Origin of the sequence: Streptomyces sp. NPDC000345 (genome assembly GCF_042898825.1) — a bacterium.
Taxonomy (GTDB): domain Bacteria; phylum Actinomycetota; class Actinomycetes; order Streptomycetales; family Streptomycetaceae; genus Streptomyces.
Window position 1 is genome coordinate 184,575 of record NZ_JBIAZE010000001.1, and the last position, 24,813, is coordinate 209,387.

23 protein-coding genes and 1 riboswitch are annotated in these 24,813 nt (G+C 69.9%); of the genes, 13 read left to right on the plus strand and 10 right to left on the minus strand.

Features of this window, described 5'->3' with window-relative positions; genetic code table 11:
* Positions 1-11: 11 nt before the first annotated feature.
* Positions 12-1,607: a Na+/H+ antiporter gene (locus ACFY30_RS00870; protein ID WP_390843062.1), complete on the minus strand. Its 1,596-nt coding sequence runs from the start codon at positions 1,605-1,607 to the stop codon at positions 12-14.
* Positions 1,608-1,666: 59 nt separating this feature from the next.
* Between ACFY30_RS00870 and ACFY30_RS00875 the strand changes: the two genes are divergently transcribed.
* The 3 genes from ACFY30_RS00875 to ACFY30_RS00885 all read left to right on the plus strand — a co-directional run bounded on the left by ACFY30_RS00875 (position 1,667) and on the right by ACFY30_RS00885 (position 3,757).
* Entirely contained in the window at positions 1,667-1,927 is a 261-nt protein-coding gene (locus ACFY30_RS00875; protein ID WP_390661106.1) for a UBP-type zinc finger domain-containing protein, read from the plus strand.
* 316 nt (positions 1,928-2,243) lie between these two features.
* On the plus strand, positions 2,244-2,657 hold the full coding sequence (locus tag ACFY30_RS00880; RefSeq protein ID WP_004925829.1) for an anti-sigma regulatory factor: 414 nt from the start codon (positions 2,244-2,246) through the stop codon (positions 2,655-2,657).
* A gap of 17 nt (positions 2,658-2,674) precedes the next feature.
* The gene (locus ACFY30_RS00885) at positions 2,675-3,757 is read left to right on the plus strand and encodes an RNA polymerase sigma factor SigF (RefSeq protein ID WP_390843063.1); all 1,083 of its coding nucleotides are present in this window, start codon (positions 2,675-2,677) and stop codon (positions 3,755-3,757) included.
* Positions 3,758-3,766: 9 nt separating this feature from the next.
* On the opposite strand, the gene ACFY30_RS00890 is transcribed toward ACFY30_RS00885, so the two are convergent.
* Positions 3,767-4,219, minus strand: a complete 453-nt coding sequence (locus tag ACFY30_RS00890; RefSeq protein WP_390843064.1) for a hypothetical protein — start codon at positions 4,217-4,219, stop codon at positions 3,767-3,769.
* Between the two features lie 116 nt (positions 4,220-4,335).
* On the opposite strand from ACFY30_RS00890, the gene ACFY30_RS00895 reads away from it, so the two are divergent.
* Positions 4,336-5,304: a diacylglycerol/lipid kinase family protein gene (locus ACFY30_RS00895; protein WP_390843065.1), complete on the plus strand. Its 969-nt coding sequence runs from the start codon at positions 4,336-4,338 to the stop codon at positions 5,302-5,304.
* 320 nt (positions 5,305-5,624) lie between these two features.
* Positions 5,625-5,882, plus strand: a complete 258-nt coding sequence (locus ACFY30_RS00900; protein WP_016639615.1) for a WhiB family transcriptional regulator — start codon at positions 5,625-5,627, stop codon at positions 5,880-5,882.
* 184 nt (positions 5,883-6,066) lie between these two features.
* On the opposite strand, the gene ACFY30_RS00905 is transcribed toward ACFY30_RS00900, so the two are convergent.
* The gene (locus ACFY30_RS00905; RefSeq protein WP_390843066.1) at positions 6,067-7,542 is read right to left on the minus strand and encodes a sensor histidine kinase; all 1,476 of its coding nucleotides are present in this window, start codon (positions 7,540-7,542) and stop codon (positions 6,067-6,069) included.
* A gap of 392 nt (positions 7,543-7,934) precedes the next feature.
* Here ACFY30_RS00905 and nagB point away from each other — a divergent pair, with 392 nt between their 5' ends.
* A complete protein-coding gene (gene nagB / locus ACFY30_RS00910) occupies positions 7,935-8,720 on the plus strand; it encodes a glucosamine-6-phosphate deaminase (RefSeq protein ID WP_390843067.1) in 786 nt (261 codons plus the stop codon).
* Between the two features lie 89 nt (positions 8,721-8,809).
* Here nagB and ACFY30_RS00915 read toward each other — a convergent pair whose 3' ends face one another.
* From ACFY30_RS00915 to ACFY30_RS00930, 4 genes are all read right to left on the minus strand, one after another.
* Entirely contained in the window at positions 8,810-10,291 is a 1,482-nt protein-coding gene (locus ACFY30_RS00915; RefSeq protein ID WP_390843069.1) for a glycoside hydrolase family 3 protein, read from the minus strand.
* 8 nt (positions 10,292-10,299) lie between these two features.
* Positions 10,300-11,166 (minus strand): carbohydrate ABC transporter permease, encoded by an 867-nt coding sequence (locus ACFY30_RS00920; protein ID WP_390843070.1) that lies wholly within the window; start codon positions 11,164-11,166, stop codon positions 10,300-10,302.
* The gene (locus ACFY30_RS00925; protein WP_390843071.1) at positions 11,163-12,146 is read right to left on the minus strand and encodes a carbohydrate ABC transporter permease; all 984 of its coding nucleotides are present in this window, start codon (positions 12,144-12,146) and stop codon (positions 11,163-11,165) included. Before ACFY30_RS00925 ends, ACFY30_RS00920 begins: the two co-directional genes overlap by 4 nt.
* A gap of 101 nt (positions 12,147-12,247) precedes the next feature.
* Positions 12,248-13,528 (minus strand): extracellular solute-binding protein, encoded by a 1,281-nt coding sequence (locus tag ACFY30_RS00930; RefSeq protein WP_390843072.1) that lies wholly within the window; start codon positions 13,526-13,528, stop codon positions 12,248-12,250.
* A gap of 341 nt (positions 13,529-13,869) precedes the next feature.
* Between ACFY30_RS00930 and ACFY30_RS00935 the strand changes: the two genes are divergently transcribed.
* From ACFY30_RS00935 to ACFY30_RS00960, 6 genes are all read left to right on the plus strand, one after another.
* On the plus strand, positions 13,870-14,634 hold the full coding sequence (locus tag ACFY30_RS00935; protein ID WP_390843073.1) for a GntR family transcriptional regulator: 765 nt from the start codon (positions 13,870-13,872) through the stop codon (positions 14,632-14,634).
* A gap of 110 nt (positions 14,635-14,744) precedes the next feature.
* Positions 14,745-15,011: a DUF3311 domain-containing protein gene (locus ACFY30_RS00940; protein ID WP_390843075.1), complete on the plus strand. Its 267-nt coding sequence runs from the start codon at positions 14,745-14,747 to the stop codon at positions 15,009-15,011.
* A complete protein-coding gene (gene mctP, locus ACFY30_RS00945; RefSeq protein ID WP_390843076.1) occupies positions 15,008-16,636 on the plus strand; it encodes a monocarboxylate uptake permease MctP in 1,629 nt (542 codons plus the stop codon). The genes ACFY30_RS00940 and mctP overlap by 4 nt, the downstream gene beginning before the upstream one ends.
* A gap of 94 nt (positions 16,637-16,730) precedes the next feature.
* A complete protein-coding gene (locus ACFY30_RS00950) occupies positions 16,731-17,237 on the plus strand; it encodes a GNAT family N-acetyltransferase (protein WP_390843077.1) in 507 nt (168 codons plus the stop codon).
* Positions 17,238-17,276: 39 nt separating this feature from the next.
* Positions 17,277-17,426, plus strand: a riboswitch (cobalamin riboswitch).
* 122 nt (positions 17,427-17,548) lie between these two features.
* The gene (locus ACFY30_RS00955) at positions 17,549-19,900 is read left to right on the plus strand and encodes a ribonucleoside-diphosphate reductase subunit alpha (protein WP_390843078.1); all 2,352 of its coding nucleotides are present in this window, start codon (positions 17,549-17,551) and stop codon (positions 19,898-19,900) included.
* Positions 19,900-20,913 (plus strand): ribonucleotide-diphosphate reductase subunit beta, encoded by a 1,014-nt coding sequence (locus ACFY30_RS00960; protein ID WP_390843079.1) that lies wholly within the window; start codon positions 19,900-19,902, stop codon positions 20,911-20,913. The genes ACFY30_RS00955 and ACFY30_RS00960 overlap by 1 nt, the downstream gene beginning before the upstream one ends.
* On the opposite strand, the gene ACFY30_RS00965 is transcribed toward ACFY30_RS00960, so the two are convergent.
* Positions 20,826-21,068, minus strand: coding sequence for a hypothetical protein (locus ACFY30_RS00965; protein WP_390843080.1), 243 nt, complete (start codon positions 21,066-21,068; stop codon positions 20,826-20,828). The genes ACFY30_RS00960 and ACFY30_RS00965 overlap by 88 nt on opposite strands.
* A gap of 93 nt (positions 21,069-21,161) precedes the next feature.
* Between ACFY30_RS00965 and ACFY30_RS00970 the strand changes: the two genes are divergently transcribed.
* Positions 21,162-22,130, plus strand: coding sequence for a helix-turn-helix domain-containing protein (locus tag ACFY30_RS00970; protein WP_390843081.1), 969 nt, complete (start codon positions 21,162-21,164; stop codon positions 22,128-22,130).
* Between the two features lie 34 nt (positions 22,131-22,164).
* Here the strand turns inward: ACFY30_RS00970 and ACFY30_RS00975 are convergent, their stop codons facing one another.
* Positions 22,165-23,535: a cytochrome P450 gene (locus ACFY30_RS00975; protein WP_390843082.1), complete on the minus strand. Its 1,371-nt coding sequence runs from the start codon at positions 23,533-23,535 to the stop codon at positions 22,165-22,167.
* Positions 23,532-24,629, minus strand: coding sequence for an epi-isozizaene synthase (gene cyc1, locus ACFY30_RS00980; RefSeq protein WP_390843083.1), 1,098 nt, complete (start codon positions 24,627-24,629; stop codon positions 23,532-23,534). Before cyc1 ends, ACFY30_RS00975 begins: the two co-directional genes overlap by 4 nt.
* Between the last annotated feature and the right edge of the window lie 184 nt (positions 24,630-24,813).

Below are 24,813 nucleotides of genomic sequence, written 5' to 3' on the forward strand. Positions count from 1 at the left end.
CGTGACCGCCGTCAGGCCGTCTCCCGGTAGGCCGCCGCCTCCTCCAGGTCCAGCCGGCGCAGCAGCGTCCGCAGCATCTCGTCGTCGATGTAGCGGCCGTCGCGCAGCCGTACGAACATCGCGCGCTCGGCGCTGATCATCTCGCGGGACAGCCGCCGGTAGGTGTCGTCGACGGTCTCCCCGGTGACCGGGTTGACCTGGCCGAGGCGCTCCCAGACGGCGTTGCGGCGGCGCTCGAGGACGTCGCGCAGGCGGTCGGCGAGCGGCGGGGGCAGGGCGTTGCGCTCGTCGGCGAGCAGGGCGTCCAGGCGCTCCTCGGCGACCCGGGAGGCCTGGGCCTGGGCGTTGGCCTCGGCGAGCGTGGCGGCCTGCGCGTCGGGCGCGGGGAATTTCAGCATGCGGATCAGCGGGGGCAGGGTCAGGCCCTGCACCACCAGGGTGCCGATGACCGTGGTGAACGTCAGGAACAGGATCAGGTTGCGGTGCGGGAAGGACTCGCCGTGCTCCACGGTGAGGGGGATGGAGAAGGCGATGGCCAGCGAGACCACGCCCCGCATGCCGGCCCAGGCGATGACGAAGGGGCCCCGCCAGGTCGGGTTCTGCTCCCGCTCGCGGATGCGTGCCGAGAGCGCCCGGGGCAGGAAGGTGGCCGGGTAGACCCACAGGAAGCGGGCCGCGACGACGACGAGGAACAGGGCGAACGCGTACCAGGCGGCGTCCAGGCCCTCGTACGAACCGAGGCCCCTGAGGACCACCGGCAGCTGCAGGCCGATCAGCGCGAAGACCGCCGACTCCAGGACGAAGGCGACCATCTTCCACACCGCGTCCTCCTGGAGGCGGGTGGCGAAGTCGACCTCCCACGCGCGGTGGCCGAGGTAGAGCGCGACGACGACCACGGCGAGGACGCCGGAGGCGTGGAACTGCTCGGCGGACGCGTACGCGACGAACGGGATGAGCAGGGAGAGCGTGTTCTGCAGAAGGGGTTCCTTCAGGTGGGTGCGCAGCCAGTGCAGCGGAGCCATGAGGATCAGCCCCGCGGCGACCCCGCCGACCGCCGCCACCAGGAACTCCTCGATGCCGCCCGCCCAGGACGCGCCCTCGCCGACCACGACCGCGAGGGCCACCTTGTAGGCGGTGATGGCGGTGGCGTCGTTGAGCAGGGACTCACCCTGGAGGATCGTGGTGATCCTCGACGGCAGGCCGACCCGGCGCGCCACCGCCGTCGCCGCGACCGCGTCCGGCGGCGCCACGACCGCGCCCAGCACCAGCGCCGCGGTCAGCGGCAGCCCGGGGACGAGCAGGTAGGCGGCCCAGCCGACGGCGACCGTCGCGAACAGCACGTATCCGACCGACAGCAGCGCCACCGGCCGCAGCTGGGCGCGCAGGTCGAGGTAGGAGCTGTCGGTGGCCGAGGTGTACAGCAGCGGGGGCAGCAGCAGCGGGAGGACGACGTCCGGATCCAGGGTGTAGTCCGGGACGCCGGGCACGTACGACACCGCCAGTCCGACCGCGACCAGCAGCAGGGGCGCCGGTACCGGGGTGCGCCGGGCCGCCGCCGCGACCGCCGCGCTGCCCGCCACCAGCAACAGCAGTGGCATCACGTCCATGTCCTGCCCGCCTCGTTTTTCCGCGCGGTCGTCCGCGCGAGCGTCGTAATCTGGCAATCATGAAACAGTGCACGCACGCCGACGCGCTGCCCCACCCCGAACCCGTCCCGCTCGGCGAGACGTGTCCGGAGTGCCTGCGGGACGGCACCCACCCGGTGCAGTTGCGGCTGTGCCTGACGTGCGGCCACGTCGGCTGCTGCGACTCCTCGCCCAGCCGGCACGCGTCGGAGCACCACAAGGAGACCGGCCATCCCGTGATGCGGACCTTCGAGCCCGGGGAGAACTGGCGCTGGTGCTTCGTCGATCATGTCCTCGTTTGAGCATCGGAGGCGGTCAGGACGTGAACTTCTGAAGAGGTCCGGCCGTTGTACTTCCGAGACGGTCCTGCCGTCCGGCGGGTACGGTTCGACCATCTGACGCCTGGGTACGTCAACCCGGCGCGCCCTCTTCCCTTTTGGGTCCGCAGACCCCTAGACACGGAGCGTGTTCACAGGTTTACTGTGAGTGACGCCAGGGGGTTGGGGTCCCGGGGACAGGAAACTTGGGAGCGCGATAGCGTCACCGCTGCACCACCCACGCGTTACCCCGGGGGGCGACCCTCGGCCCCGAAAAGCTTGTACCACCTTGGAGGTGAGGGTGTCCCAGATCGCAGGCGAGCCCGCGACCCAGGACTTCGTGGAAGTCCGGCTGCCGGCTGCGGGTGCCTACCTGTCGGTGCTGCGGACGGCCACGGCCGGCCTCGCGGCCCGTTTGGACTTCACCCTGGACGAGATCGAGGACCTGCGCATCGCGGTGGACGAGGCCTGCGCGATCCTGCTTCAGCAGGCCGTGCCCGGCTCGGTGCTCAGTTGTGTGTTCCGGCTCGTCGACGACTCGCTCGAGGTCACCGTCTCGGCGCCGACCACCGACGGCCACGCCCCCTCGCGGGACACCTTCGCCTGGACCGTGCTGTCCGCCCTGGCGGGCAAGGTCTCCTCCGCCGTCGACGAGGACAAGACCGTTTCGATCAGCCTCTACAAACAGCGCGGCGCGGGACCCGGGCCGGCGTGAGGAACGGGGACGGGCCGGTGCGGGACGAAGAGCGCGGCACACGGGAGCTGCCGGCCGAGAACGATCCAGTCTCTCCGGGCGGTTCCCGACGCATGACGGCGGACGGCATCGACGGCATTCCCGAGCAGGCCCGGCCTCATCCGGAGGACGACACCGGGCGCCGGGATCCGGATGCCGTGCAGGACCCGCCCCGCGAGGGGCGGATCGGGGGCTCCCCCGGCCGGGCTGAGGACAGGGCTCGACAGAGGGCGACGGGCGGGACGATGAGCGAGCACGAGCGAGACGAAGAACAGGGCGTGCCGGGCACGCGGCAAGAACCCCGTACCCAGCACGGACCCCGTGACGAAGGGGACCGCAGCGGGGCGCGGGCGATGTTCGTCGAGCTGCGCCGCCTGAAGGACGGCAGCCCCGAGTACGCGGAGCTGCGCAACCAGCTGGTCCGTATGCACCTGCCGCTCGTCGAGCACCTGGCGCGGCGCTTCCGCAACCGCGGCGAGCCGCTGGACGACCTCACCCAGGTCGCCACCATCGGCCTGATCAAGTCGGTCGACCGCTTCGACCCGGACCGCGGCGTCGAGTTCTCGACGTACGCGACCCCGACGGTGGTCGGCGAGATCAAGCGGCACTTCCGTGACAAGGGCTGGGCGGTGCGCGTCCCGCGCAGGCTCCAGGAGCTGCGTCTCGCGCTGACCACGGCGACGGCGGAGCTTTCGCAGCAGCACGGCCGCTCCCCCACCGTCCACGAGCTGGCCGAGAAGCTGGCCATCTCGGAGGAGGAGGTCCTGGAGGGCCTGGAGTCCGCGAACGCGTACTCCACCCTGTCGCTGGACGTCCCCGACACCGACGACGAGTCCCCGGCGGTCGCCGACACCCTCGGCGCGGAGGACGAGGCGCTGGAGGGCGTCGAGTACCGGGAGTCGCTCAAGCCGCTCCTGGAGGATCTCCCGCCGCGCGAGAAGCGGATCCTGCTGCTGCGGTTCTTCGGCAACATGACCCAGTCGCAGATCGCACAGGAGGTCGGGATCTCGCAGATGCACGTGTCCCGGCTGCTGGCGCGGACGCTGGCTCAGCTGCGGGAGAAGCTGCTGGTCGAGGAGTGAGCCCCTGGGCTACTTGGCCGCGTTGCCGGGCCCGCGGATCCCGAGGGCCCGGGTCGTCTCCCCGTTGACGAGCAGTACGAGCGCGGCGACGGCGACGACCGCGAGGGCGATGCCGGCCGGGATGGCCATGCTGTCGGCCTGCAGCAGGTTGTAGGCCACCGGAAGGGCCATGATCTGCGTGATCACGGCGGGACCCCGGCTCCAGCCGCGCAGGGCGAGCAGACCGCGCGCGGCGAGCAGCGGCAGCAGGGCGAGCACGATCAGGGTCACGCCCCCGGTGACGGCCTGCTGACGGTCGTCCGGGTCTCCGGCGAGGCCCAGCACGAGGATCCACACCCCGCCGGCCACGAGCGCCAGCCCCTCCAGACCGGCCAGCGCGGCGGCGTACGTCACCCGGCGCGGGCGCGGACCAGCGCTGTCCGGGGTGGTTTCCGGGGCGAGGGGGCTCTGCTCACTGCTCACCCCTGAAGGGTAGCCCCGCCCCCGTGGGGGCTCGTGTCGAGGCTCACCCCCGCTCTCTTACCGGATCCCTAACTCGGCCTGTGCCCGGGTACCACCCAGTAGGTACGCTGCAACCCATGCGTGCACTTCTCGTGGTCAACCCGGCAGCAACCACTACGAGTGCACGGACGCGCGACGTCCTCATCCACGCGCTCGCCAGCGAGATGAAGCTGGAGGCGGTCACCACCGAGTACCGGGGGCACGCACGCGACCTCGGCCGGCAGGCCGCGGAGAGCGGGAACACCGACCTGGTGGTGGCCCTCGGCGGCGACGGCACGGTCAACGAGGTGGTCAACGGCCTGCTGCACGCGGGCCCCGACCCGGAGCGGCTGCCCGGCCTCGCGGTTGTCCCCGGCGGCTCCACCAATGTCTTCGCCCGGGCCCTGGGGCTGCCCAACGACCCGGTGGAGGCCACCGGCGCCCTGCTGGACGCGCTGCGCGAGGAGCGCGAGCGCACGGTCGGCCTGGGTATGGCCTCCGGCACCCCGGGCACGGAGGACGAGGCGGTGCCCTCGCGCTGGTTCACCTTCAACGCCGGACTCGGCTTCGACGCGGGGGTCGTCGGGCGGGTCGAACAGCAGCGGGAGCGGGGCAGGAAATCCACCCACGCCCTCTATCTCATGCAGGCCGTGCGTCAGCTGCTGGGCGAGCCGGACCGCCGGCGCGGTTCGATCACACTGGAACAGCCGGACGCCGAGCCGGTGACCGATTTGGTGCTGTCCATAGTCTGCAACACGGCTCCGTGGACCTATCTGGGCAATCGCCCGGTGTACGCGTCACCTAAGGCCTCGTTCGATACCGGGCTCGACGTACTCGGTCTCAGCCGTCTGTCCACCGCCTCGGTTGCCCGGTATGGCACCCAGTTGCTCACTTCGTCCCCCGAGCGGGGACCGCATGGCAGGCATGCCCACTCGTTCCACGACCTGGACCGCTTCACCTTGCATTCGAAGGTCCCTCTGCCCCTCCAGATGGACGGCGACCACCTGGGGCTGCGAACGAGCGTGACGTTCACAGGCGTACGCCGTGCACTGCGTGTGATTGTGTGAGCAGAAAGGGCTGAAGTCCTTTCACTCGAACGTTTAGGCCAGGATCCACCCCATGGAAGTACGGCTGTGACCTAGTCGACACCGAGGAATCAAAAAAAACTTTCCGGAAGGGGTTGTATCCGCCGCTGAGGTTTGCGAGTCTCTACGTGGCGATCGGGACGGCCCGCAACACCGGCCTCCACTGATCACCAGAACCCCTCTTCAATCCACAGGACCACGCCAGCGAACCTGGCGGGTTGGCCCTTCACTTGTTGAGGGATTCGTGAAAGCGTTCACATTCACAAGCAACCTGCACGTAATACCAAGGAGAGGTAGCAGCCATGGACTGGCGTCACAACGCCGTTTGCCGCGAGGAAGACCCCGAGCTGTTCTTCCCCATCGGCAACACCGGTCCTGCGCTGCTGCAGATCGAGGAAGCCAAGGCCGTCTGCCGTCGCTGCCCGGTTATGGAGCAGTGTCTGCAGTGGGCGCTCGAGTCCGGCCAGGACTCCGGCGTCTGGGGTGGTCTCAGCGAGGACGAGCGCCGTGCCATGAAGCGTCGCGCCGCCCGCAACCGGGCCCGTCAGGCCTCCGCCTGACAACACCCGCCCCGCACACAGCCTGAGCTTGGCGGCGCGTACAGCGAGTACGCATCTCCCGCCCCCGAGCCGCAGCGCGCAGTACCCCCGATGCGCAGCTAATCGCTGGCAACGAGCATCAGAGCCCCGGACCCCTGAACGGTCCGGGGCTTCTTGCTGTGCGGGCCCCGAGGGAGGGGCCGCCCTACTTCTGGGCCCGCACCGGGATGTCCAGGATCACCCGCGTGCCGCGCTCCGGTGCCGGGACCATGTCGAAGGTGCCGCCCAACTCGCCCTCCACCAGCGTCCGTACGATCTGCAGGCCGAGGTTGCCCGAGGTGTGCGGGTCGAAGCCCTCGGGCAGGCCGACGCCGTCGTCCTGGACGGTGACCAGGAGGCGGGCCTCCTTCGTCGTACCGCCGCGGACGGCCGAGACCTCGACCGTGCCGGTGTCGCCCTCACGGAAGCCGTGCTCCAGGGCGTTCTGGAGGATCTCGGTGAGCACCATGGACAGCGGGGTGGCGACCTCCGCGTCCAGGATGCCGAAGCGCCCGCTGCGCCGGCCGGTCACCTTGCCCGGCGAGATCTCCGCGACCATCGCGAGCACCCGGTCGGCGATCTCGTCGAACTCCACGCGCTCGTCGAGGTTCTGGGACAGCGTCTCGTGCACGATCGCGATCGACCCCACTCGGCGGACCGCCTCCTCCAGGGCCTCCCGGCCGCGCTCGGACTCGATGCGGCGGGCCTGCAGGCGCAGCAGGGCGGCGACCGTCTGGAGGTTGTTCTTCACCCGGTGGTGGATCTCCCGGATGGTGGCGTCCTTGGTGATCAATTCTCGTTCGCGGCGGCGCAGTTCGGTGACGTCCCGGAGCAGGACGAGCGAACCGATGCGGGTGCCCTTGGGCTTGAGCGGGATCGTACGGAACTGGATGACCCCGTCCTTGGCCTCGATCTCGAACTCACGGGGCGCCCAGCCGCTGGCGACCTTGGCCAGCGCCTCGTCCACCGGCCCCCGGGTGGGGGCGAGTTCGGCGGTGGTGTCGCCGAGGTGATGGCCGACCAGGTCGGAGGCGAGGCCGAGGCGGTGGTAGGCGGAGAGCGCGTTCGGGGAGGCGTACTGGACGATGCCGTCGCCGTCGACCCGGATCAGGCCGTCGCCCACGCGCGGGGCGGCGTCCATGTCCATCTGCTGGTTGGGGAAGGGGAAGGAGCCGGCCGCGATCATCTGCGCGAGGTCGGAGGCGCTCTGGAGGTAGGTCAGCTCCAGGCGGCTCGGGGTGCGCACGGTCAGCAGGTTGGTGTTGCGGGCGATGACTCCGAGGACGCGGCCGTCCCGCCGTACGGGGATGGACTCGACGCGTACGGGGACCTCTTCACGCCATTCCGGGTCGCCCTCGCGCACGATCCGGCCCTCGTCGAGCGCGGCGTCGAGCAGGGGACGGCGGCCCCGCGGCACCAGGTGGCCGACCATGTCGTCCTGGTAGGAGGTCGGGCCGGTGTTGGGCCGCATCTGGGCCACCGAGACATAGCGGGTGCCGTCGCTGGTGGGCACCCACAGGACCAGGTCGGCGAAGGAGAGGTCGGAGAGCAGCTGCCACTCCGAGACCAGCAGGTGGAGCCACTCGAGGTCGGAGTCGTCGAGGGCGGTGTGCTGGCGTACGAGTTCGTTCATGGAGGGCACGTCTGCGAGCGTACCCGGGGTGCGGGAAGTGTCCGAAAAACACCCGCGGGCCGCGGCGCCTGGGAGGGACCCTCAACCCTCCCGGCACCGCAGCCCGGAGCTGTATCGGCCGCGGGGTGTGCGGTCCCGTCGACCGAAGGTGAGGAGCCGGGGCAGTCAGGGCAGAGAGCTCCGGACCCTCGGTCCGCCTTCCTGTGCGGGGAAGACGGAAGATTTCGCGTGCTGTTCTCTCACGGTCCATTGTGGACTAGACCACTAGGTGTGTCCATGCCCCACCGTCCATGACGCAGCCTAGCCTGTGCGCGTTCCTCCACGGACCGAGATGCGGGGGGCAATTTCGGGGAGCTCTGCTAGATTGGTCTAAACCACTCAGCTCAGAACGGCAGGCCAGCGTGGAAGTTGTCATCGTTCCGGACGCCAGCTCGGGCGGCGAACTGATCGCCGAGGCCATGGCGGCACTCCTGCGACGCAAGCCCGACGCCCTGCTCGGTGTGGCCACCGGCTCCACCCCGCTGCCCGTCTACCAGGCGCTCGCGGCCAAGGTGCGCGCCGGTGACGCGGACACCTCGCGGGCACGGATCGCCCAGCTCGACGAGTACGTGGGACTGCCCGCCGAGCACCCCGAGTCCTACCGCTCGGTGCTGCGGCGCGAGGTCCTCGAACCGTTGGGCATCGGCATGGGCGCCTTCCTCGGGCCCGACGGCACGGCCGAGGACATCCAGGCGGCGTGCGCGGCGTACGACGCGGCGCTGGCCGCGGCCGGCGGGGTGGACCTCCAGCTGCTCGGGATCGGCACCGACGGGCACATCGGCTTCAACGAGCCGTGCTCGTCGCTGCGCTCGCGGACCCGGATCAAGACGTTGACCGAGCAGACCCGGGTGGACAACGCGCGGTTCTTCGACGGGGACATCGAGCAGGTGCCGCATCACGTCATCACCCAGGGGATCGGGACCATCCTGGAGGCGCGCCATCTGGTGCTGCTCGCCACCGGGGAGGGCAAGGCGGACGCGGTGGCGGCGACCGTGGAGGGGCCCGTCGCGGCGGTGTGCCCCGCCTCGGCGCTGCAGTTGCATCCGCATGCGACGGTCGTCGTCGACGAGGGGGCGGCGTCCAAGCTGAAGCTCGCGGACTACTTCCGGCACACGTTCGCCAACAAGCCCGAGTGGCAGGGGATTTAGACGGGCCCCGTCTGCCGGGTTTTTCTTTCTGTGCGAACACCAGGGCGCCGGCCCCCACCAGGGGCCGGCGCCTTTCGCCGCGGGAGGGATCACGCCCCCGCGATGACCTCCGCCGCCGCCCGGCCGCACACGCGGGCCGCGCCGTGCGTCGCGATGTGCAGGGCTCCGCGTCGCACCGCCTGGGGGACGCCCATCTCGACCACGAGTGTGTCGGGGCGGGCCGCCAGGAGCGTGTCCAGGGCCGCCGCCATCCAGGGGTGCCGGTGCTCGTCGCGGACCACGGCGACGATCCGCCGCTCCCCCGCCGCGAGCAGCGCCGCCCGCCCCGCGTCCGCGCCGCTGAAGCTCCCCGTGCGCGTGCCGGGCAGCAGCCGCGCCAGCTCCGCCGCCACACCCCACGGCGTCTCGTCGCCGACGGCGATGTTGGCCACCGGGGTGAGGGCGGCGACGTAAGGGGGGTCGGTGAGGGGGGTGAAGGGGTCCGCGCCGGTGACCCGCAGGGCGCGGCGGGCGGCCAGCAGGCCCACGTCCGGCCGGGGCTCGGCGGTGCTCCCGGGAGCCGAGCCGGTCCAGCGGGCCAGGGCGCGCACCCGCCGCGCCGCGTCCGCGAGGCGTTCCTCCGGGAGTTCGCCCGTGCGGACGGCCGTGATCAGGGCGTCGCGCAGGCGTCGTACCGTCGCGTCGTCGGACAGGCCGCCGCCCACGCAGATGGCGTCCGCGCCGGCGGCGATCGCGAGGACGCTGCCCCGCTCGATGCCGTATGTCGCGGCGACGGCCTGCATCTCCATGCCGTCGGTGACGATCAGGCCCTCGTAGCCGAGGTCGCGGCGCAGGAGGTCCGTCAGGACGGGGCGGGACAACGTTGCCGGGCGGATCGGGTCCAGGGCGGGCACCAGGATGTGCGCGCTCATGATCGCCCGGGTGCCGGCGCCGATGGCCGCGAGGAAGGGGACCAGTTCGCGTTCCGCCAGGGCCTCGGCCGGTACGTCGATGCGCGGGAGCGCGTGGTGGGAGTCGACGGCCGTGTCGCCGTGGCCCGGGAAGTGCTTGGTGCAGGCCGCCACGCCGGCCGCCTGGAGGCCGGTGACATAGGCGGCGGTGTGCCGGGCGACCAGGTGGGGGCCGGCTCCGAAGGAGCGGACACCGATGACCGGGTTCGCCGGATTGGAGTTGACGTCCGCCGACGGGGCCCAGTTCAGGTTGACCCCGCACTCCGCGAGCCGGCGGCCCAGTGCGTACGCCACGTCCCGGGTCAGCTCCACGTCGTCCACCGCGCCCAGCGCGTGGTTGCCGGGGAAGCTGGAGCCGGTGCGCACCTCCAGGCGGGTGACGTCCCCGCCCTCCTCGTCGATGGCGACCAGGACGTCGTCCCGTTCCGCGCGCAACTGCGCGGTCAGGGCCGAGAGCTGCTCCGGGGAGGTGATGTTGCGGCCGAACAGGCCGACCGAGGCCAGGCCCTCACCGAGGCGGCGCAGCAGCCAGTCGGGGGCCGTGACGCCGGTGAAGCCGGGCTGCAGGACCGTCAGCGCGTCACGGGTCAGCGTGTCGGTGCCATGGGCGATTGTCGTCATCGGGGGCGTCATCCCTTCACGGCGCCCGCGGTCAGACCCGCGGCCATCCTGCGCTGGACGAGGAGGAAGAGGGCGACGACGGGGACGGCCATCATCGTGGCGCCGGCCATCATCGGGGCGTACTCGGTGCCGTGCTTGGTGGTGAAGTTGCCGAGCCACACGGTCGCGGTCTGGTTCTTCTGGCTGAGCAGCATCAGGGCGTACAGGTACTCGTTCCAGGCCTGGATGAAGCCGTAGACCGAGGTGGCGACCATGCCGGGGGCCAGCAGCGGGAAGACGACCCGGACGAAGGCGCCGGTGCGGCTGCAGCCGTCGACCATCGCCGCCTCCTCCAGCTCCTTCGGGATGTTGACGATGAAGCCGCGCAGGGTCCACACCGTGAAGGGCAGGATGAAGGTCAGGTACGTGATGATCAGGCCCGAGAGCCGGTCGTACTGGTCCAGGTCGTTCAGGAGCAGGAAGACCGGGATGATCATGGCGACCAGCGGGACCATCTGGACCGCGAGGATGCCCACGATCACGATCTTGCGGCCGCGGAAGGCGAACCGGGAGATGGCGAGGGCGGCCAGCGTGCCGACCACGATGCCGATCGCGACGACCGCCAGGGAGACGATCAGGCTCCGGCCGACCGGGCCCCAGAAGTCGGCGATGTCCGTCGCCCGGCTGAAGTTGGAGAACGTGATGCCCGTCGGCAGCAGGCTCGGGTCCGGGTCGATCGCGTCCTTCGCCGGTTTGAACGCGGTGTTGAGCATCCAGTAGACGGGGAAACCGGCGACGGCGAAGACGAGCAGGCCGAGGAGGTTCCAGCCGAGCTTCGGCTTCCGGCGCGGCTCGGCGGGCGCGCCCTTGCCGCTCACGCCGCTCATGCTGCTCATTCGACGTCTCCGATCTTCAGCATCTGGCGCATGTAGACGGCGACCACTCCCAGCAGGAGCAGCACGGTGATCAGGGCGATCGCCGAGCCCTGCCCGTAGTCGTTGACGACGAAGGCGCGGTCGTAGGAGTACGTCGTCAGGAGCTGGAACTCGGGCTCCGGGTGCCCGCCGCGCATCACGAAGACCTGCGGGAAGACGCCCATGTCCCAGATGACCGACAGGGTCGTGAGCATCACGACGACCGGCTTGAGGACGGGCAGGGTGACGTACCGGAAGACGCCCCAGGAGCCGGCGCCGTCGAGGCGGGCGGCCTCCTCCAGTTCGGCCGGGACCTGGGTGAGACCGGCGCTGAGCGTGATGACCACGAAGGGGACCGCGCCCCAGATCACCAGCAGCATGATGACGGCCAGGCCCTGCGGTCCGCTGGCGAACCAGTTGTGGCCGATCAGCTCGACGCCGGGCAGCCGGCTCAGGACCGCGTTGAGGATGCCGTAGTCGGAGTCGAACAGCCATTTGAAGACCGTGGTGGCGACGATGACCGGCATGCCCCAGCTGGCGACGAGGGCGATGTTGACGAGGGTCTTCACCCAGCCGGAGACCCGCTGGAGCAGCAGGGCGACGAGCATGCCGAGGACCATCGTGAGGATCACGCAGCCCGCGGCGAAGACGATCGTGCGGACCACGACCTGCCAGAACTCGCCGTCGGCCAGCACGCCCGAGAAGTTGTCGAACCCGACCGACTCGGCCGGCTGGAAGCCCCACAGCTGGGACTGCCCGAACTTCTGGAAGGAGAGCGTGACCAGACGGACCAGCGGATAGCCCATGACGAGGGCGAGGACCAGCAGGCAGGGAGCGAGCAGCAGCCACGGCGTGCCGGCGGACGCGCGCTTCGCCCGTGACGGTCCCGCCGGAGCGGGAGGTGGGGGTGCCGGCCGCTTCGGCGGCACCTTGGCAGGGGTGGTCGTGTCTGCGGCACTCATCCGCGCGCTCCTCAGCGGTCCCTCGGGTCGTACGGAGGCGAAGCCCCGAACGGGTCGTACGGGAGGCGGCGCCCGGCACCGGGCCGGGCGCCGCCGTCAGGTCACGAGTTGTTGATGACCTTGTCGATCGCGGCGTCCGCTTCCTTCGCGGCCTCCTCGACCGACTTCTTGCCGGTGCCGATGGACTGCAGCATGTTCTGCAGGACCTGGGCCTTCTCCACCTGGCCCCAGCCGGGGGCCATCGGGACGAACCAGTTGGACTCGGCCGCGGTGGCCGGGACGGCCGTCGCCGGGTCGTTCTTGAGGGTCGCGAGGTCGGTCTTGTTGTTGGGCAGGTTGCCCTTGGCCATCAGGCCCTTCTGCCCGGAGGGGCCGGTGAAGGCGTTGATCCACTCGGCGGCGAGGTCCTGCGCGTCCGACTTCACCGGGACGGCGAGGTCGGAGCCGCCCAGGAACACCGGGAGGTTCTTGCCGGACGGGCCGGGCATCACGAAGTTCTCGACGTTGCCCGCGAGCTTGCCGGTCTTGTCGTTCTCCTTGGCCGCGGCGGTCGCGCCCTCCCAGGCGGGGGCGAAGATCATGCCGGACTTGCCCTGGCCGTAGACGATGTACCGGTCGGACTCGTCCTTGGTCTTGTCGCCGTGCATGTACGTGTCGACGACCGTCTTGAACTCCTCGAGCCCCTTGAGGGACTCGGCCGAGGACAGGTTGGCCTTCCACTTGCCGCCCGACTCGACGGCGATGGAGCCGCCGGCGTCGTAGACGAAGGACATGGCCGCGTACCAGTCACGGGTGGGCTGGTACCAGGCGGAGAACTTGTCGCCCTCCTTCTTCTGGACCTTGTCGAGGGCGGCGGTCAGTTCGGCGTACGTCTTGGGCGTGGACTTCACTCCGGCCTTGGCGAAGACGTCCTTGCGCCAGTTGGCGACGCGGCCGCCGGCGTAGTACGGGACGCCGTAGGTCTTGCCGTCGTAGGTCACCGAGGCCTTGAGGCCGTCGAGCCAGGCGGAGGAGTTGTCGAACTTCGCGGCGTCGAGGGGGGCGAAGGCGCCCTTGACCATGTAACCGAGCATCTCGGTGTTGCCCATCTCGACGACGTCGGGGGCCTTGTCGGTGGCGAGGACCGCGTCGAGCTTGGCGTTCTTGTCGGGCCAGCCGTAGTACTCGTGGTCGATCTTGACGCCGGGGTGCTTCTTCAGCACCGCCGCGTCGGCGGCCTTCACCAGCTCGGGCCAGTTGTTCTGGGCGTCGACGGTCAGCCAGACCGTCAGTTCCTTGGCGTCGGAGCCCTTCGAGTCCCCGCTGCCCTTGTCGTCCCCGCACGCCGCGATGGAGACCATCATGCCCGCGATACCGATCGCGGCTATCAGCTTGCGCTTCACGCCACCCTCCTCAGGGATGCCCACACCTCCCGCCCATAGACCGGGACCTGGACCAATGGTGTAGACCAGTGCGCCGAGCTTGGCTCAGACCAATACGGCTGTCAAGAGTGGCCGAATCCCCTTTGACCAGCCGTTATGGGAGCTACATATGCAGGAACCTTTAAGTAAGAAACCGTCGAAAACATCGACCGCGGTGGGCGTGGCTCCGGTAGACCAGTTGCCGGATGGACTAGACCAGCAAAGGTTGCGACGGTATACAGAGGGGATCACGGAACAGCGGAGCACTCAGCACCGTGTCCGTGCCACGATGTGACCCGCATCCGGAGCCGGGAAGGCAGGCCATGAGCACCGACGTCAGCAGTGCGGAGAACGAGGGTGGGACGACCGTCCGTACCGCGCGCGTGCCCAAGTACTACCGCCTGAAGAAGCACCTGCTCGACATGACGGAGACCCAGGCGCCGGGCACCCCGGTCCCGCCGGAGCGGACCCTCGCGGCCGAGTTCGACACCTCGCGCACGACCGTCCGCCAGGCCCTCCAGGAACTGGTCGTCGAAGGCCGCCTGGAACGCATCCAGGGCAAGGGCACGTTCGTCGCCAAGCCGAAGGTCTCCCAGGCCCTGCAGCTCACCTCGTACACCGAGGACATGCGCGCCCAGGGACTGGAGCCCACCTCCCAGCTGCTGGACGTCGGCTACATCACCGCCGACGACACCCTCGCCGGCCTGCTCGACATCACCGCCGGCGGCCGGGTGCTGCGCGTCGAGCGGCTGCGCATGGCCAACGGCGAGCCGATGGCCATCGAGACCACCCACCTCTCGGCCAAGCGCTTCCCCGCGCTGCGCAGGTCCCTGGCCAAGTACACGTCGCTGTACACCGCGCTGGCCGAGGTCTACGACGTCCATCTCGCCGAGGCCGAGGAGACCATCGAGACCTCCCTGGCCACCCCGCGCGAGGCGGGCCTGCTCGGCACCGATGTCGGCCTGCCCATGCTGATGCTCTCCCGCCACTCGCTGGACAAGGAGGGCCATCCCGTGGAGTGGGTGCGCTCGGTGTACCGGGGCGACCGGTACAAGTTCGTGGCGCGGCTGAAGAGGCCCACGGAGTAGCTTTTCTCGATCGACATGCGGACGCGGTCTTCCACTGCCCTTTATCCGTCACCTACATTGCCTGCGCATTACAACGGTGATCGGTGATCAGTTAGGGGACGGAGCCGCCGATGTCAGACACCCCGGAAGTGACGAGAGGGCCGGTGGTGACGCCTGTGCGCGTCGTCATCGGCCTCTGCCTGCTCGCGCCGTTCGTGGCGATGCTGTGGGTGGGTTCCTACGCGAAGGTGGATCCGGCGTTCATCGGGATCCCCTTCTTCTACTGGTACCAGATGCTGTGGGTGCTGATCTCCACCGCGCTCACGATGGTCGCGTACAAGCTGTGGCAGCGTGACCAGCGCGCCCGCAAGGCCCCGGCCGGGGGTGCGCAGAAGTGAAGGACGGCGTGAACGGCGTGGCACTCGCCGTCTTCATCTTCTTCTTCCTGGCCGTGACGGCCATGGGCTTCCTGGCCGCGCGCTGGCGCAAGGCCGAGAACGAGCACAGTCTCGACGAATGGGGACTGGGCGGCCGGTCGTTCGGCACCTGGGTCACCTGGTTCCTGCTGGGCGGCGACCTCTACACGGCGTACACCTTCGTCGCCGTGCCGGCGGCGATCTACGCGGCGGGCGCGGCGGGCTTCTTCGCGGTGCCCTACACGATCCTCGTGTACCCGCTGATCTTCACGTTCCTGCCCCGCCTGTGGTCGGTCTCGCACAAGCACGGGTACGTGACGACCTCGGACTTCGTGCGCGGCCGCTGGGGCTCCAAGGGCCTGTCGCTGGCGGTGGCGCTGACCGGCATCCTGGCGACGATGCCCTACATCGCGCTGCAACTCGTGGGCATCCAGGCGGTGCTCGACGTGATGGGCGTCGGCGGCGGCGAGAACACGAACTGGTTCGTCAAGGACCTGCCGCTGCTGATCGCGTTCGGCGTGCTGGCCGCGTACACCTACTCGTCCGGTCTGCGGGCCCCCGCGCTGATCGCGTTCGTGAAGGACACGCTGATCTACATCGTCATCGCGGTGGCGATCATCTACATCCCGATCAAGCTGGGCGGCTTCGACGACATCTTCGCCAAGGCGGGCGAGGCGTTCGGCCAGACCAACCCGGCCACGGGCAAGCCGCGCGGCGCGCTGGCCCCGGCCGAACCCGGCCAGTGGACCTACGCCACCCTGGCCCTCGGCTCCGCGCTCGCGCTGTTCATGTACCCGCACTCCATCACCGCGACCCTCTCCTCCAAGAGCCGTGAGGTGATCCGCCGCAACACCACGATCCTGCCGCTGTACTCGCTGATGCTGGGCCTGCTGGCACTGCTGGGCTTCATGGCGATCGCCGCCGGGGTCAAGGTCACCAACGGACAGCTGGCCATCCCCCAGCTGTTCGAGAACATGTTCCCGGCGTGGTTCGCGGGTGTGGCGTTCGCGGCGATCGGCATCGGCGCCCTCGTGCCGGCGGCCATCATGTCGATCGCGGCCGCGAACCTGTTCACCCGCAACATCTACAAGGACTTCATCAAGCCGGACGCCACGCCCGCGCAGGAGACCAGGGTCTCCAAGCTGGTGTCCCTGCTGGTGAAGGTGGGTGCCCTGGTCTTCGTCCTGACCATGGACAAGACGGTCGCCATCAACTTCCAACTGCTGGGCGGCATCTGGATCCTGCAGACCTTCCCGGCCCTGGTCGGTGGCCTGTTCACCCGCTGGTTCCACCGCTGGGCGCTGCTCGCGGGCTGGGCGGTCGGCATGGTCTACGGCACGGTCGCCGCGTACGGCGTCGCCTCCCCCACCCAGAAGCACTTCGGCGGCTCGGCGAAGGAGATCCCGGGCATCGGCGAGATCGGCTACATCGGTCTCACCGCGTTCGTCCTCAATGTCGTCGTGACCGTGGTCCTGACCTTCGCCCTCAAGGCCGTGAAGGCTCCCGAGGGCATCGACGAGACCAGGCCGCAGGACTACACGGCGGACGCCGGGGACCCGGGGGTACAGGTGGAGCTGCCGCCGGCGACCGCCGGAGCGTCCCACTAGGCCCTGTCGTCACACCAGGGCCTGGGCAGGACCGTGGCGGACCGCCGGGAAATCCGGCGGCCCGCCGTCGTGTGCATGGGGCACACTGCGCGCCATGGACATCCGGATCAGGCAAGCGGAACCCGCCGAGTACGCCGCCCTCGGCGAGATGACGGCCCGTGCCTACCTCGAAGACGGCCTGCTCGACTACGGAGAGGGCGACGAGTACCTGCCCGTGCTGAAGGACGTGGCCGGGCGCGCGGCCGCCGCCGAGGTCCTCGTGGCCGTGGAGGGCGACCGGCTCCTCGGCGGAGTCACCTTCGTCCCCGGCCCCGGTCCCGTCGCCGACATCGCCCGTCCCGGCGAGACGGAGATCAGGGCGCTCGCCGTCGCGCGCGAGGCACGGGGCCGGGGCGCCGGTGAGGCCCTCGTGCGGAGCTGTGTCGACCGCGCCCGGGCCATGGAGGGCCGCACCGCCGTCGTCCTGTCGACCCAGCGCGCCATGCACGCCGCCCACCGCCTCTACGAGCGCCTCGGCTTCGTCCGCACACCGGAGCGGGACTGGAATCCCGTGCCGCACCTGGACGACATCACTCTCCTCACCTACAAGTTGACACTCTGAAACCACCCCGACACAACATCTGGGGGTGGCGTGACGGGTGAGCACAAGATGTATGCTCATGCTCGCTGTCGCCGCAGGGGAATCCGGTGCGAATCCGGAACTGTCCCGCAACGGTGTACTTGCGTGTGTACCCACCCGTGTCCGCACGCCTGTCCAGTCCGAGGACCTGTCGGCAGCGCACCCGGCCGTCCGGCTCGGGTGCCTTGACGTCCGGGCCTCGTGGAGTGGGCCGGTGGGCGCGACGCTGCGTGCGCTCGTGTGCTGCCCCCTGCTCCGCGCCAGGCCCCCTGCCGAGCGAGGGAGAGCCCCACGTGACCATCGCGCCAGCCGATCCGGTCTCAGCCGTCCTGCCGGAAACCGACGGTCCCGGTGCCGCGCTGCTGCGGACCCTGACCGAGCTGACCGCCGACCTCCCCGACGCCGACCCCGGCCGGGTCGCCGCCGCCGCGCTGCGCGGCCGGTCCGCCGGGGCGGACGAGACGGAGCTGCGCGAGCTGGCCACGGAGGCGGCCGCCGGCCTGATCTCCGAGGACCCCGCCTACTCCCGGCTGGCCGCCCGGCTGCTGACGATCAGCATCGCCACGGAGGCCGCCTCCCAGGGCGTCACCTCGTTCACCGGGTCCGTCGCCGTCGGTCACCGCGAGGGCCTCATCGCCGACCGCACCGCCGACTTCGTCCGGCTGCACGCGGCCCGGCTGGACGCGCTGACCGACCCGGCCGCCGACGACCGCTTCGGCTACTTCGGGCTCCGCACCCTGCACAGCCGCTACCTGCTGCGGCACCCGCACACCCGCAAGGTCGTCGAGACGCCCCAGCACTTCCTGCTGCGGGTGGCCTGCGGTCTCGCCGAGGACGACACCACCCGCGCCCTGGACGAGGTCGCGGCGCTCTACGGGCTCATGAGCCGCCTCGACTACCTGCCGTCCTCCCCCACCCTCTTCAACTCCGGCACCCGGCACCCCCAGATGTCGTCCTGCTACCTCCTCGACTCCCCGCTGGACGAGCTGGACTCGATCTACGACCGCTACCACCAGGTGGCCCGGCTCTCCAAGCACGCCGGCGGCATCGGGCTGTCGTACTCCCGGATCCGCAGCCGCGGTTCGCTGATCCGCGGCACCAACGGGCACTCCAACGGCATCGTCCCGTTCCTGAAGACCCTGGACGCCTCCGTCGCCGCCGTGAACCAGGGCGGCCGGCGCAAGGGCGCGGCCGCGGTCTACCTGGAGACCTGGCACTCCGACATCGAGGAGTTCCTGGAGCTGCGCGACAACACCGGTGAGGACGCCCGCCGTACCCACAACCTGAACCTCGCGCACTGGATCCCGGACGAGTTCATGCGCCGGGTCAACGCCGACGAGCAGTGGTCGCTGTTCTCCCCCTCCGACGTGCCCGAGCTGGTCGACCTGTGGGGCGAGGAGTTCGACGCCGCGTACCGCGGGGCGGAGGCGGCGGGGCTCGCCAAGAGGACCATCGCGGCCCGTGATCTGTACGGCCGGATGATGCGGACCCTCGCGCAGACCGGCAACGGCTGGATGACCTTCAAGGACGCGGCCAACCGCACCGCCAACCAGACGGCCGAGCCGGGCCAGGTGATCCACTCCTCCAACCTCTGCACGGAGATCCTGGAGGTCACGAACGACGGCGAGACCGCGGTGTGCAACCTGGGTTCGGTGAACCTCGGGGCCTTCGTGGCCGACGGGGACATCGACTGGGAGCGCCTGGACGCCACCGTCCGCACCGCCGTCACCTTCCTCGACCGGGTCGTCGACATCAACTTCTACCCGACCGAGCAGGCGGGCCGGTCGAACGCCAAGTGGCGTCCGGTGGGCCTGGGCGCGATGGGTCTGCAGGACGTCTTCTTCAAGCTGCGGCTGCCCTTCGACTCCCCCGAGGCCCGCCTGCTGTCCACGCGGATCGCCGAGCGCGTCATGCTCGCCGCGTACGAGGCCTCCGCCGACCTGGCCGAGCGCAACGGCCCGCTGCCGGCCTGGGAGCAGACCCGTACCGCCCGGGGTGTGCTGCACCCGGACCACTACGGCGTCGAGTTCACCTGGCCGGAGCGCTGGGCGGCGCTGCGCGAGCGGATCGCGACGACCGGTCTGCGCAACTCGCTGCTCCTCGCCATCGCGCCGACGGCCACCATCGCCTCGATCGCCGGTGTGTACGAGTGCATCGAGCCGCAGGTGTCCAACCTGTTCAAGCGCGAGACGCTGTCGGGTGAGTTCCTCCAGGTCAACTCGTACCTGGTGCGGGACCTCAAGGAGCTCGGCGTCTGGGACGCCCGCACCCGGGAGGCGCTGCGCGAGTCGGGCGGCTCCGTGCAGGACTTCGCGTGGATCCCGGCCGACGTACGGGCCCTGTACCGGACGGCGTGGGAGATCCCGCAGCGCGGCCTGATCGACATGGCCGCCGCCCGCACCCCGTACCTGGACCAGGCGCAGTCCCTGAACCTGTTCCTGGAGACGCCGACCATCGGCAAGCTCTCCTCGATGTACGCGTACGCCTGGAAGTCGGGCCTGAAGACGACGTACTACCTGCGCTCGCGCCCGGCGACCCGTATCGCCCGCGCGGCCCAGGCCGCCGTCCCCGTGCAGCAGCCGGCCCCCGAAGACGCCGTCGCCTGCTCCCTTGAGAACCCCGAGTCCTGCGAGGCCTGCCAGTGATGTCCGCCCGTAACCAGAACCTCCTCGACCCCGGCTTCGAGCTGACTCTCCGTCCGATGCGCTACCCGGACTTCTACGAGCGCTACCGGGACGCCATCAAGAACACCTGGACCGTGGAGGAGGTCGACCTCCACTCGGACGTCGCCGACCTCGCCAGGCTGACGCCGGAGGAGCAGCATCTGATCGGCCGGCTCGTCGCGTTCTTCGCGACCGGCGACTCGATCGTGGCGAACAACCTGGTGCTGACGCTGTACAAGCACATCAACTCCCCGGAGGCGCGCCTGTACCTGTCGCGCCAGCTGTTCGAGGAGGCCGTGCACGTCCAGTTCTATCTGACGCTGCTGGACACGTACCTGCCCGACCCGGACGACCGCGCGGCCGCCTTCGACGCGGTGGAGAACATCCCCTCCATCCGCGAGAAGGCCGGGTTCTGCTTCAAGTGGATCAACGAGGTGGAGAAGCTGGAGCGGCTCGAGTCGCAGGCCGACCGCCGCCGCTTCCTGCTCAACCTGATCTGCTTCGCCGCGTGCATCGAGGGCCTGTTCTTCTACGGCGCCTTCGCGTACGTCTACTGGTTCCGCAGCCGGGGCCTGCTGCACGGTCTCGCCACCGGCACCAACTGGGTGTTCCGTGACGAGACCATGCACATGAGCTTCGCGTTCGACGTGGTCGACACCGTCCGCAAGGAGGAGCCGGACCTGTTCGACGAGCAGCTGCGGCAGCAGGTCACGGACATGCTCCGGGAGGCCGTCGAGGCCGAGCTGCAGTTCGCGCGCGATCTGTGCGGCGACGGCCTGCCGGGCATGAACACCGAGTCGATGCGGCAGTACCTGGAGTGCGTCGCGGACCAGCGGCTCACCCGCCTCGGCTTCGCCCCGGTGTACGGCTCGGAGAACCCCTTCTCCTTCATGGAGCTGCAGGGCGTTCAGGAGCTGACCAACTTCTTCGAGCGGCGTCCGTCGGCGTACCAGGTCGCGGTGGAGGGCACGGTCGACCTCGACGAGGACTTCTGACCCTCCCGCTCTCCCCGGGCCTCCTGGGCCTCCCTGATCCGCCGGTCGGCGCGCCGGTCGCGCACGACGCCGAACGCGGACGGGAGGACCAGGAGGACGAGGATCCCGAGGACCATGAGCATTCCGATGAGGCCTTCGATCTGGTTCGTGTTCATGGACACCACTGTCCCGCCCGACACTCCTTACCGGGAGTGGCAGGACTGCCGCACACCTTCAAATTCCTGCCACCACTGGTGCACACTGGCAGCATGCTGAAGAACGTGGCCGTCGTCCTGCTGGACGGCGTGCATCCCTTCGAACTGGGCGTCGTGTGCGAGGTGTTCGGCCTCGACCGCAGCGACGAGGGGCTCCCGGTGTACGACTTCGCCGTGGTCTCGGCGGAGGGTCCGGTGCTGGGCACCCATGTCGGCGGGCTCACCGTCTCCACGCCGTACGGCCTCGACCGGCTGGAGGAGGCGGACCTGATCGCCGTACCGGCCTCGGACTCCACCATCGACCGCACGTTCCCGCCCGAGCTGCTCGCCGCGCTGCGCCGGGCCGTGGACCGGGGCGCCCGAGTGCTCAGCGTCTGCTCGGGCGTCTTCGTGCTGGGCGCCGCCGGGCTGCTCGACGGGCGGCGCTGCGCCGCGCACTGGCGGCACGCGGACGTACTGGCCCGCCGCCACCCCCGTACACGGGTCGAACCGGACGTCCTCTACGTCGACGAGGATCCGGTGATCACCTCCGCCGGCACGGCCGCCGGGATCGACGCCTGCCTCCACCTCGTCCGCAAGGAACAGGGGCCCGAGGTCGCGAACCGGATCGCCCGCCGGATGGTCGTACCGCCGCACCGGGACGGCGGCCAGGCGCAGTTCATCGAGCGGCCGCTGCCCCGGTCGTCGTGCGACACGGTCGGTGCGGTCCTGGCCTGGATGGAGGGGCACCTCGACCAGGAGGTCACGGTCGAGCAGCTGGCGGCCCGCGCCCACATGGCGCCGCGCACCTTCGCCCGCCGCTTCCAGCAGGAGACGGGCACCACCCCCTACCGGTGGCTGCTGCGCCAGCGGGTGCTGCTGGCCCAGCACCTGCTGGAAGCCACGGACGAGACGATGGACGCGATCGCCTGGCGCACCGGCTTCGGCACGGCCGGCGCCCTGCGCCACCAGTTCGTGCGGTCCCTGGGGACCACTCCGAACGCCTACCGGCGGACCTTCCGGGGCCCGCAGGAGGCCGCCTGACGGCGGGCGCCCCTCCTCGGGCCCCGGGTCCCGCTCACCCGGGCAGCGCCCGCAGCATCAGCCGTCGCGGGCGGAGCGTGATGCCGATGCGCGTCCGGGCGTCGGAGCCGGGTACCTGCTCGAAGCGGAACGCGTTCGCCACCACCGCGGCGATCAGGGTGAGCTCGGCCATCGAGAAGTGGTCGCTCGGGCACTTCCGGTTGCCGACGCCGAACGGCGCCATCGCGAACCTGGGCACCGCCTCGGAACGGCCGGGCAGCCAGCGGTCGGGATCGAACTCCTCGTTCCGCTCGTAGGACCGCGGATCGCGCTGGACCGCGTACGGGCTGTAGACGATGTCCGCTCCGGCGGGAATGCGGTATCCGCCGAGCTCGGTCTCGGCCACCGCGCGCCGGGTCAATATCCATACGGCCGGGTGCAGCCGCATGGTCTCGATGACGACATTGGCGGTGTGCCGCAGCTTTCGGACGTCGTCGAAAGCGACCGGCCGGTCACCGACAACGTTTTTCACCTCTTCGCGGATCTTGTCCACCTGCTCCGGGTGCTCCGTGAGGACGAGGAGCAGCGACATGACCAACGAGCCGACGGTTTCACTGCCCGGGGTGAGTATCGCGATGACCTGATCGTGGATCTCCTGTTCCCCGATCGGGTCGCCATTCTCGTCCTTCGCCTCCAGCAAAGCCGTCAGCAAATCGTCCGGCTTTTGACCGGATGCCCGGCGGTCGGCCACGATCTCGTCGACGAGCCGGTGCAGATCGGCCAGTGCCCGGTTGAATTCGCGGTTGGCCGGAACCGGTACCCGATAAAGCGGTCCGAGCGGGACCACCATACGTTGGTACATACCGGCGAACAGGGTGGCGAGCGCGGAGGTGATGCGTTCGGCACGGGCGTCCATGTAGCTGCCGCGCATCAGACAGCGGGCGGAGACGCGCACGGACACCCGGAAGGACTCGGCCGTGACGTCGAGGACCTCGCCGCGTCCCCAGCGCTCGACGAGCGCGTGCGCCTCCTCCTCCATGATCGGCCCGTACGCCGGGATGGCGTCGAGCCGGAACGCGGGCTGGATGGTGCGGCGCTGACGGCGGTGGAGCGAGCCGTTGGCGGTGGCCACGCCCTCCTTGCCGAGCAGGCTCTCCAGGGATTCCCAGAGGGGTCCGGCGATGATGTAGTCGGGGCTGAGGGCGAGCGCCCCGGTGAGCTCGGGCGCGGTGACGGCGTACACCGTCTTGGGGCCGAGCTGGAGGCGGACCACGTCGCCGTGTCCGCGCAGCTGGGCCAGGAAGGCCAGCGGATCTCGGGCCAGCTTCCAGCCGTGGCCGAGGAGCGGTACCCCGCCACCGGCCAGGGGTGGCTCACGCAGTCCGGATGTCCCGGGGGTCGCGGGCTTCACCGACTCGACGGTCATTTCTCACCTGCCGCTTCGTTGTTGACGTACGGGGGCGTGGACCGGTCGTCCCAGCTGTCGACCATGTACCGGCCCGACTCGTGGTGGAACCAGTAGACGGAACTGAACCAGTTCCGCATGTTCGCGAGGCAGGACCGTACGGCGGCGCCGAGTTCTTTTCCGTGAACCGTCCCGTCGTCGAGCCGGTCGGCGAGCCGTAAGACGTCCTGTTCGACGGCGAGGAATCCGGAGATGCATTCCTCGACGCGCCGCCGGACTTCTTCCACTGCCTCTTCCAGGGTCAGCCCCTCATGGGTGATGAGACTGATTCCGAGATTGTGCACCTCGTCGCCCGCTATTTCCTTCGGGAGCGAGCAGAGGTCGTTGTACCAGGCGGCGAATTCCTGACTGAGCAGGGCCGCCCGCCGAAAAGAAGGGTGTTTCCGCACACTGTCCGGGAGTTCACGGCCCGCACTGAGTTCCAGGAGGTCGGTCCAGATCCAGTGCGCAAAGGTGAGCCGGCGCAGTGCGAGATAGTCCTCGACCCCGGGAATCCGGCCTTCGGCGCGATTGCGGAACTCCCGGTCGTACGCCTCGATCACGGTGTGGAAGTGGCGGGCGAACCGCGTGTTCCAGGTGCCGGGCAGGAAGGCGAGCAGCCGGCCCGCGCTGTCCGCGAGCCCGGCCACCAGCGGATCCGGGTGGAGCAGGTGGGCCGCCGGGTCGTCCAGGGCGGCGTGCAACCGGAACCTGAGCCGACGCCAGGCCGACGCGCGTCCGTGCACGACGTCACGGTCGTGCCGGTCGTCCCAGACGAAGAACCACGCGCTGTAGTCGGCGATGGCCTGCAGGACCTCGTCGGAGGCGCCGAGGTAGTAGCCGGCCATCAGATCGGTGTAGCACAGGCCGTCGGCATATTCGGTGACCTTGTCCGCCGGCATCAGACGTTTTTCCCGCAGCCAGGAGCGTGTGTTCTCCTGCAACCGGGGCCAATACGGATGCAGTTGCCGGGGAAAGGACGCCTCGATGACCGGAAGAGAGAGCGAGGGCGGTACCGCGGGCGCGGCCACCGTCGCCGTGGTGCTGCATGTGGTGCTGTATGGGAAAGCTGGCACGAACTACCCCTCTCAGCCGCCAGTGGGCGCACACCCCTCCCGTCGTGCCGGGCGTGCGCCGTTGCGTATCCCCGCACTCCCATTCAGCACTACAACTGACCGTTCTGGGAACGCATTTGCTTCATCCGCTGCCTCAACACGCCGAGAATCCACTCTGGCGTGACTGGTTATGGATCAGCGGATG

Excerpts from the sequence above, each read along its gene's own strand:
- ACFY30_RS00915 (WP_390843069.1), bottom strand. The coding sequence starts at position 10,291 with ATGACGACAATCGCCCATGGCACCGACACGCTGACCCGTGACGCGCTG.
- ACFY30_RS00870 (WP_390843062.1), bottom strand. The coding sequence starts at position 1,607 with ATGGACGTGATGCCACTGCTGTTGCTGGTGGCGGGCAGCGCGGCGGTC.
- ACFY30_RS00950 (WP_390843077.1), top strand. The coding sequence starts at position 16,731 with ATGGACATCCGGATCAGGCAAGCGGAACCCGCCGAGTACGCCGCCCTC.
- ACFY30_RS00895 (WP_390843065.1), top strand. The coding sequence starts at position 4,336 with ATGCGTGCACTTCTCGTGGTCAACCCGGCAGCAACCACTACGAGTGCA.
- ACFY30_RS00925 (WP_390843071.1), bottom strand. The coding sequence starts at position 12,146 with ATGAGTGCCGCAGACACGACCACCCCTGCCAAGGTGCCGCCGAAGCGG.
- ACFY30_RS00975 (WP_390843082.1), bottom strand. The coding sequence starts at position 23,535 with ATGACCGTCGAGTCGGTGAAGCCCGCGACCCCCGGGACATCCGGACTG.
- ACFY30_RS00900 (WP_016639615.1), top strand. The coding sequence starts at position 5,625 with ATGGACTGGCGTCACAACGCCGTTTGCCGCGAGGAAGACCCCGAGCTG.
- ACFY30_RS00940 (WP_390843075.1), top strand. The coding sequence starts at position 14,745 with ATGTCAGACACCCCGGAAGTGACGAGAGGGCCGGTGGTGACGCCTGTG.
- ACFY30_RS00920 (WP_390843070.1), bottom strand. The coding sequence starts at position 11,166 with ATGAGCAGCATGAGCGGCGTGAGCGGCAAGGGCGCGCCCGCCGAGCCG.
- ACFY30_RS00960 (WP_390843079.1), top strand. The coding sequence starts at position 19,900 with ATGTCCGCCCGTAACCAGAACCTCCTCGACCCCGGCTTCGAGCTGACT.
- ACFY30_RS00970 (WP_390843081.1), top strand. The coding sequence starts at position 21,162 with ATGCTGAAGAACGTGGCCGTCGTCCTGCTGGACGGCGTGCATCCCTTC.
- ACFY30_RS00935 (WP_390843073.1), top strand. The coding sequence starts at position 13,870 with ATGAGCACCGACGTCAGCAGTGCGGAGAACGAGGGTGGGACGACCGTC.
- ACFY30_RS00875 (WP_390661106.1), top strand. The coding sequence starts at position 1,667 with ATGAAACAGTGCACGCACGCCGACGCGCTGCCCCACCCCGAACCCGTC.
- ACFY30_RS00965 (WP_390843080.1), bottom strand. The coding sequence starts at position 21,068 with ATGAACACGAACCAGATCGAAGGCCTCATCGGAATGCTCATGGTCCTC.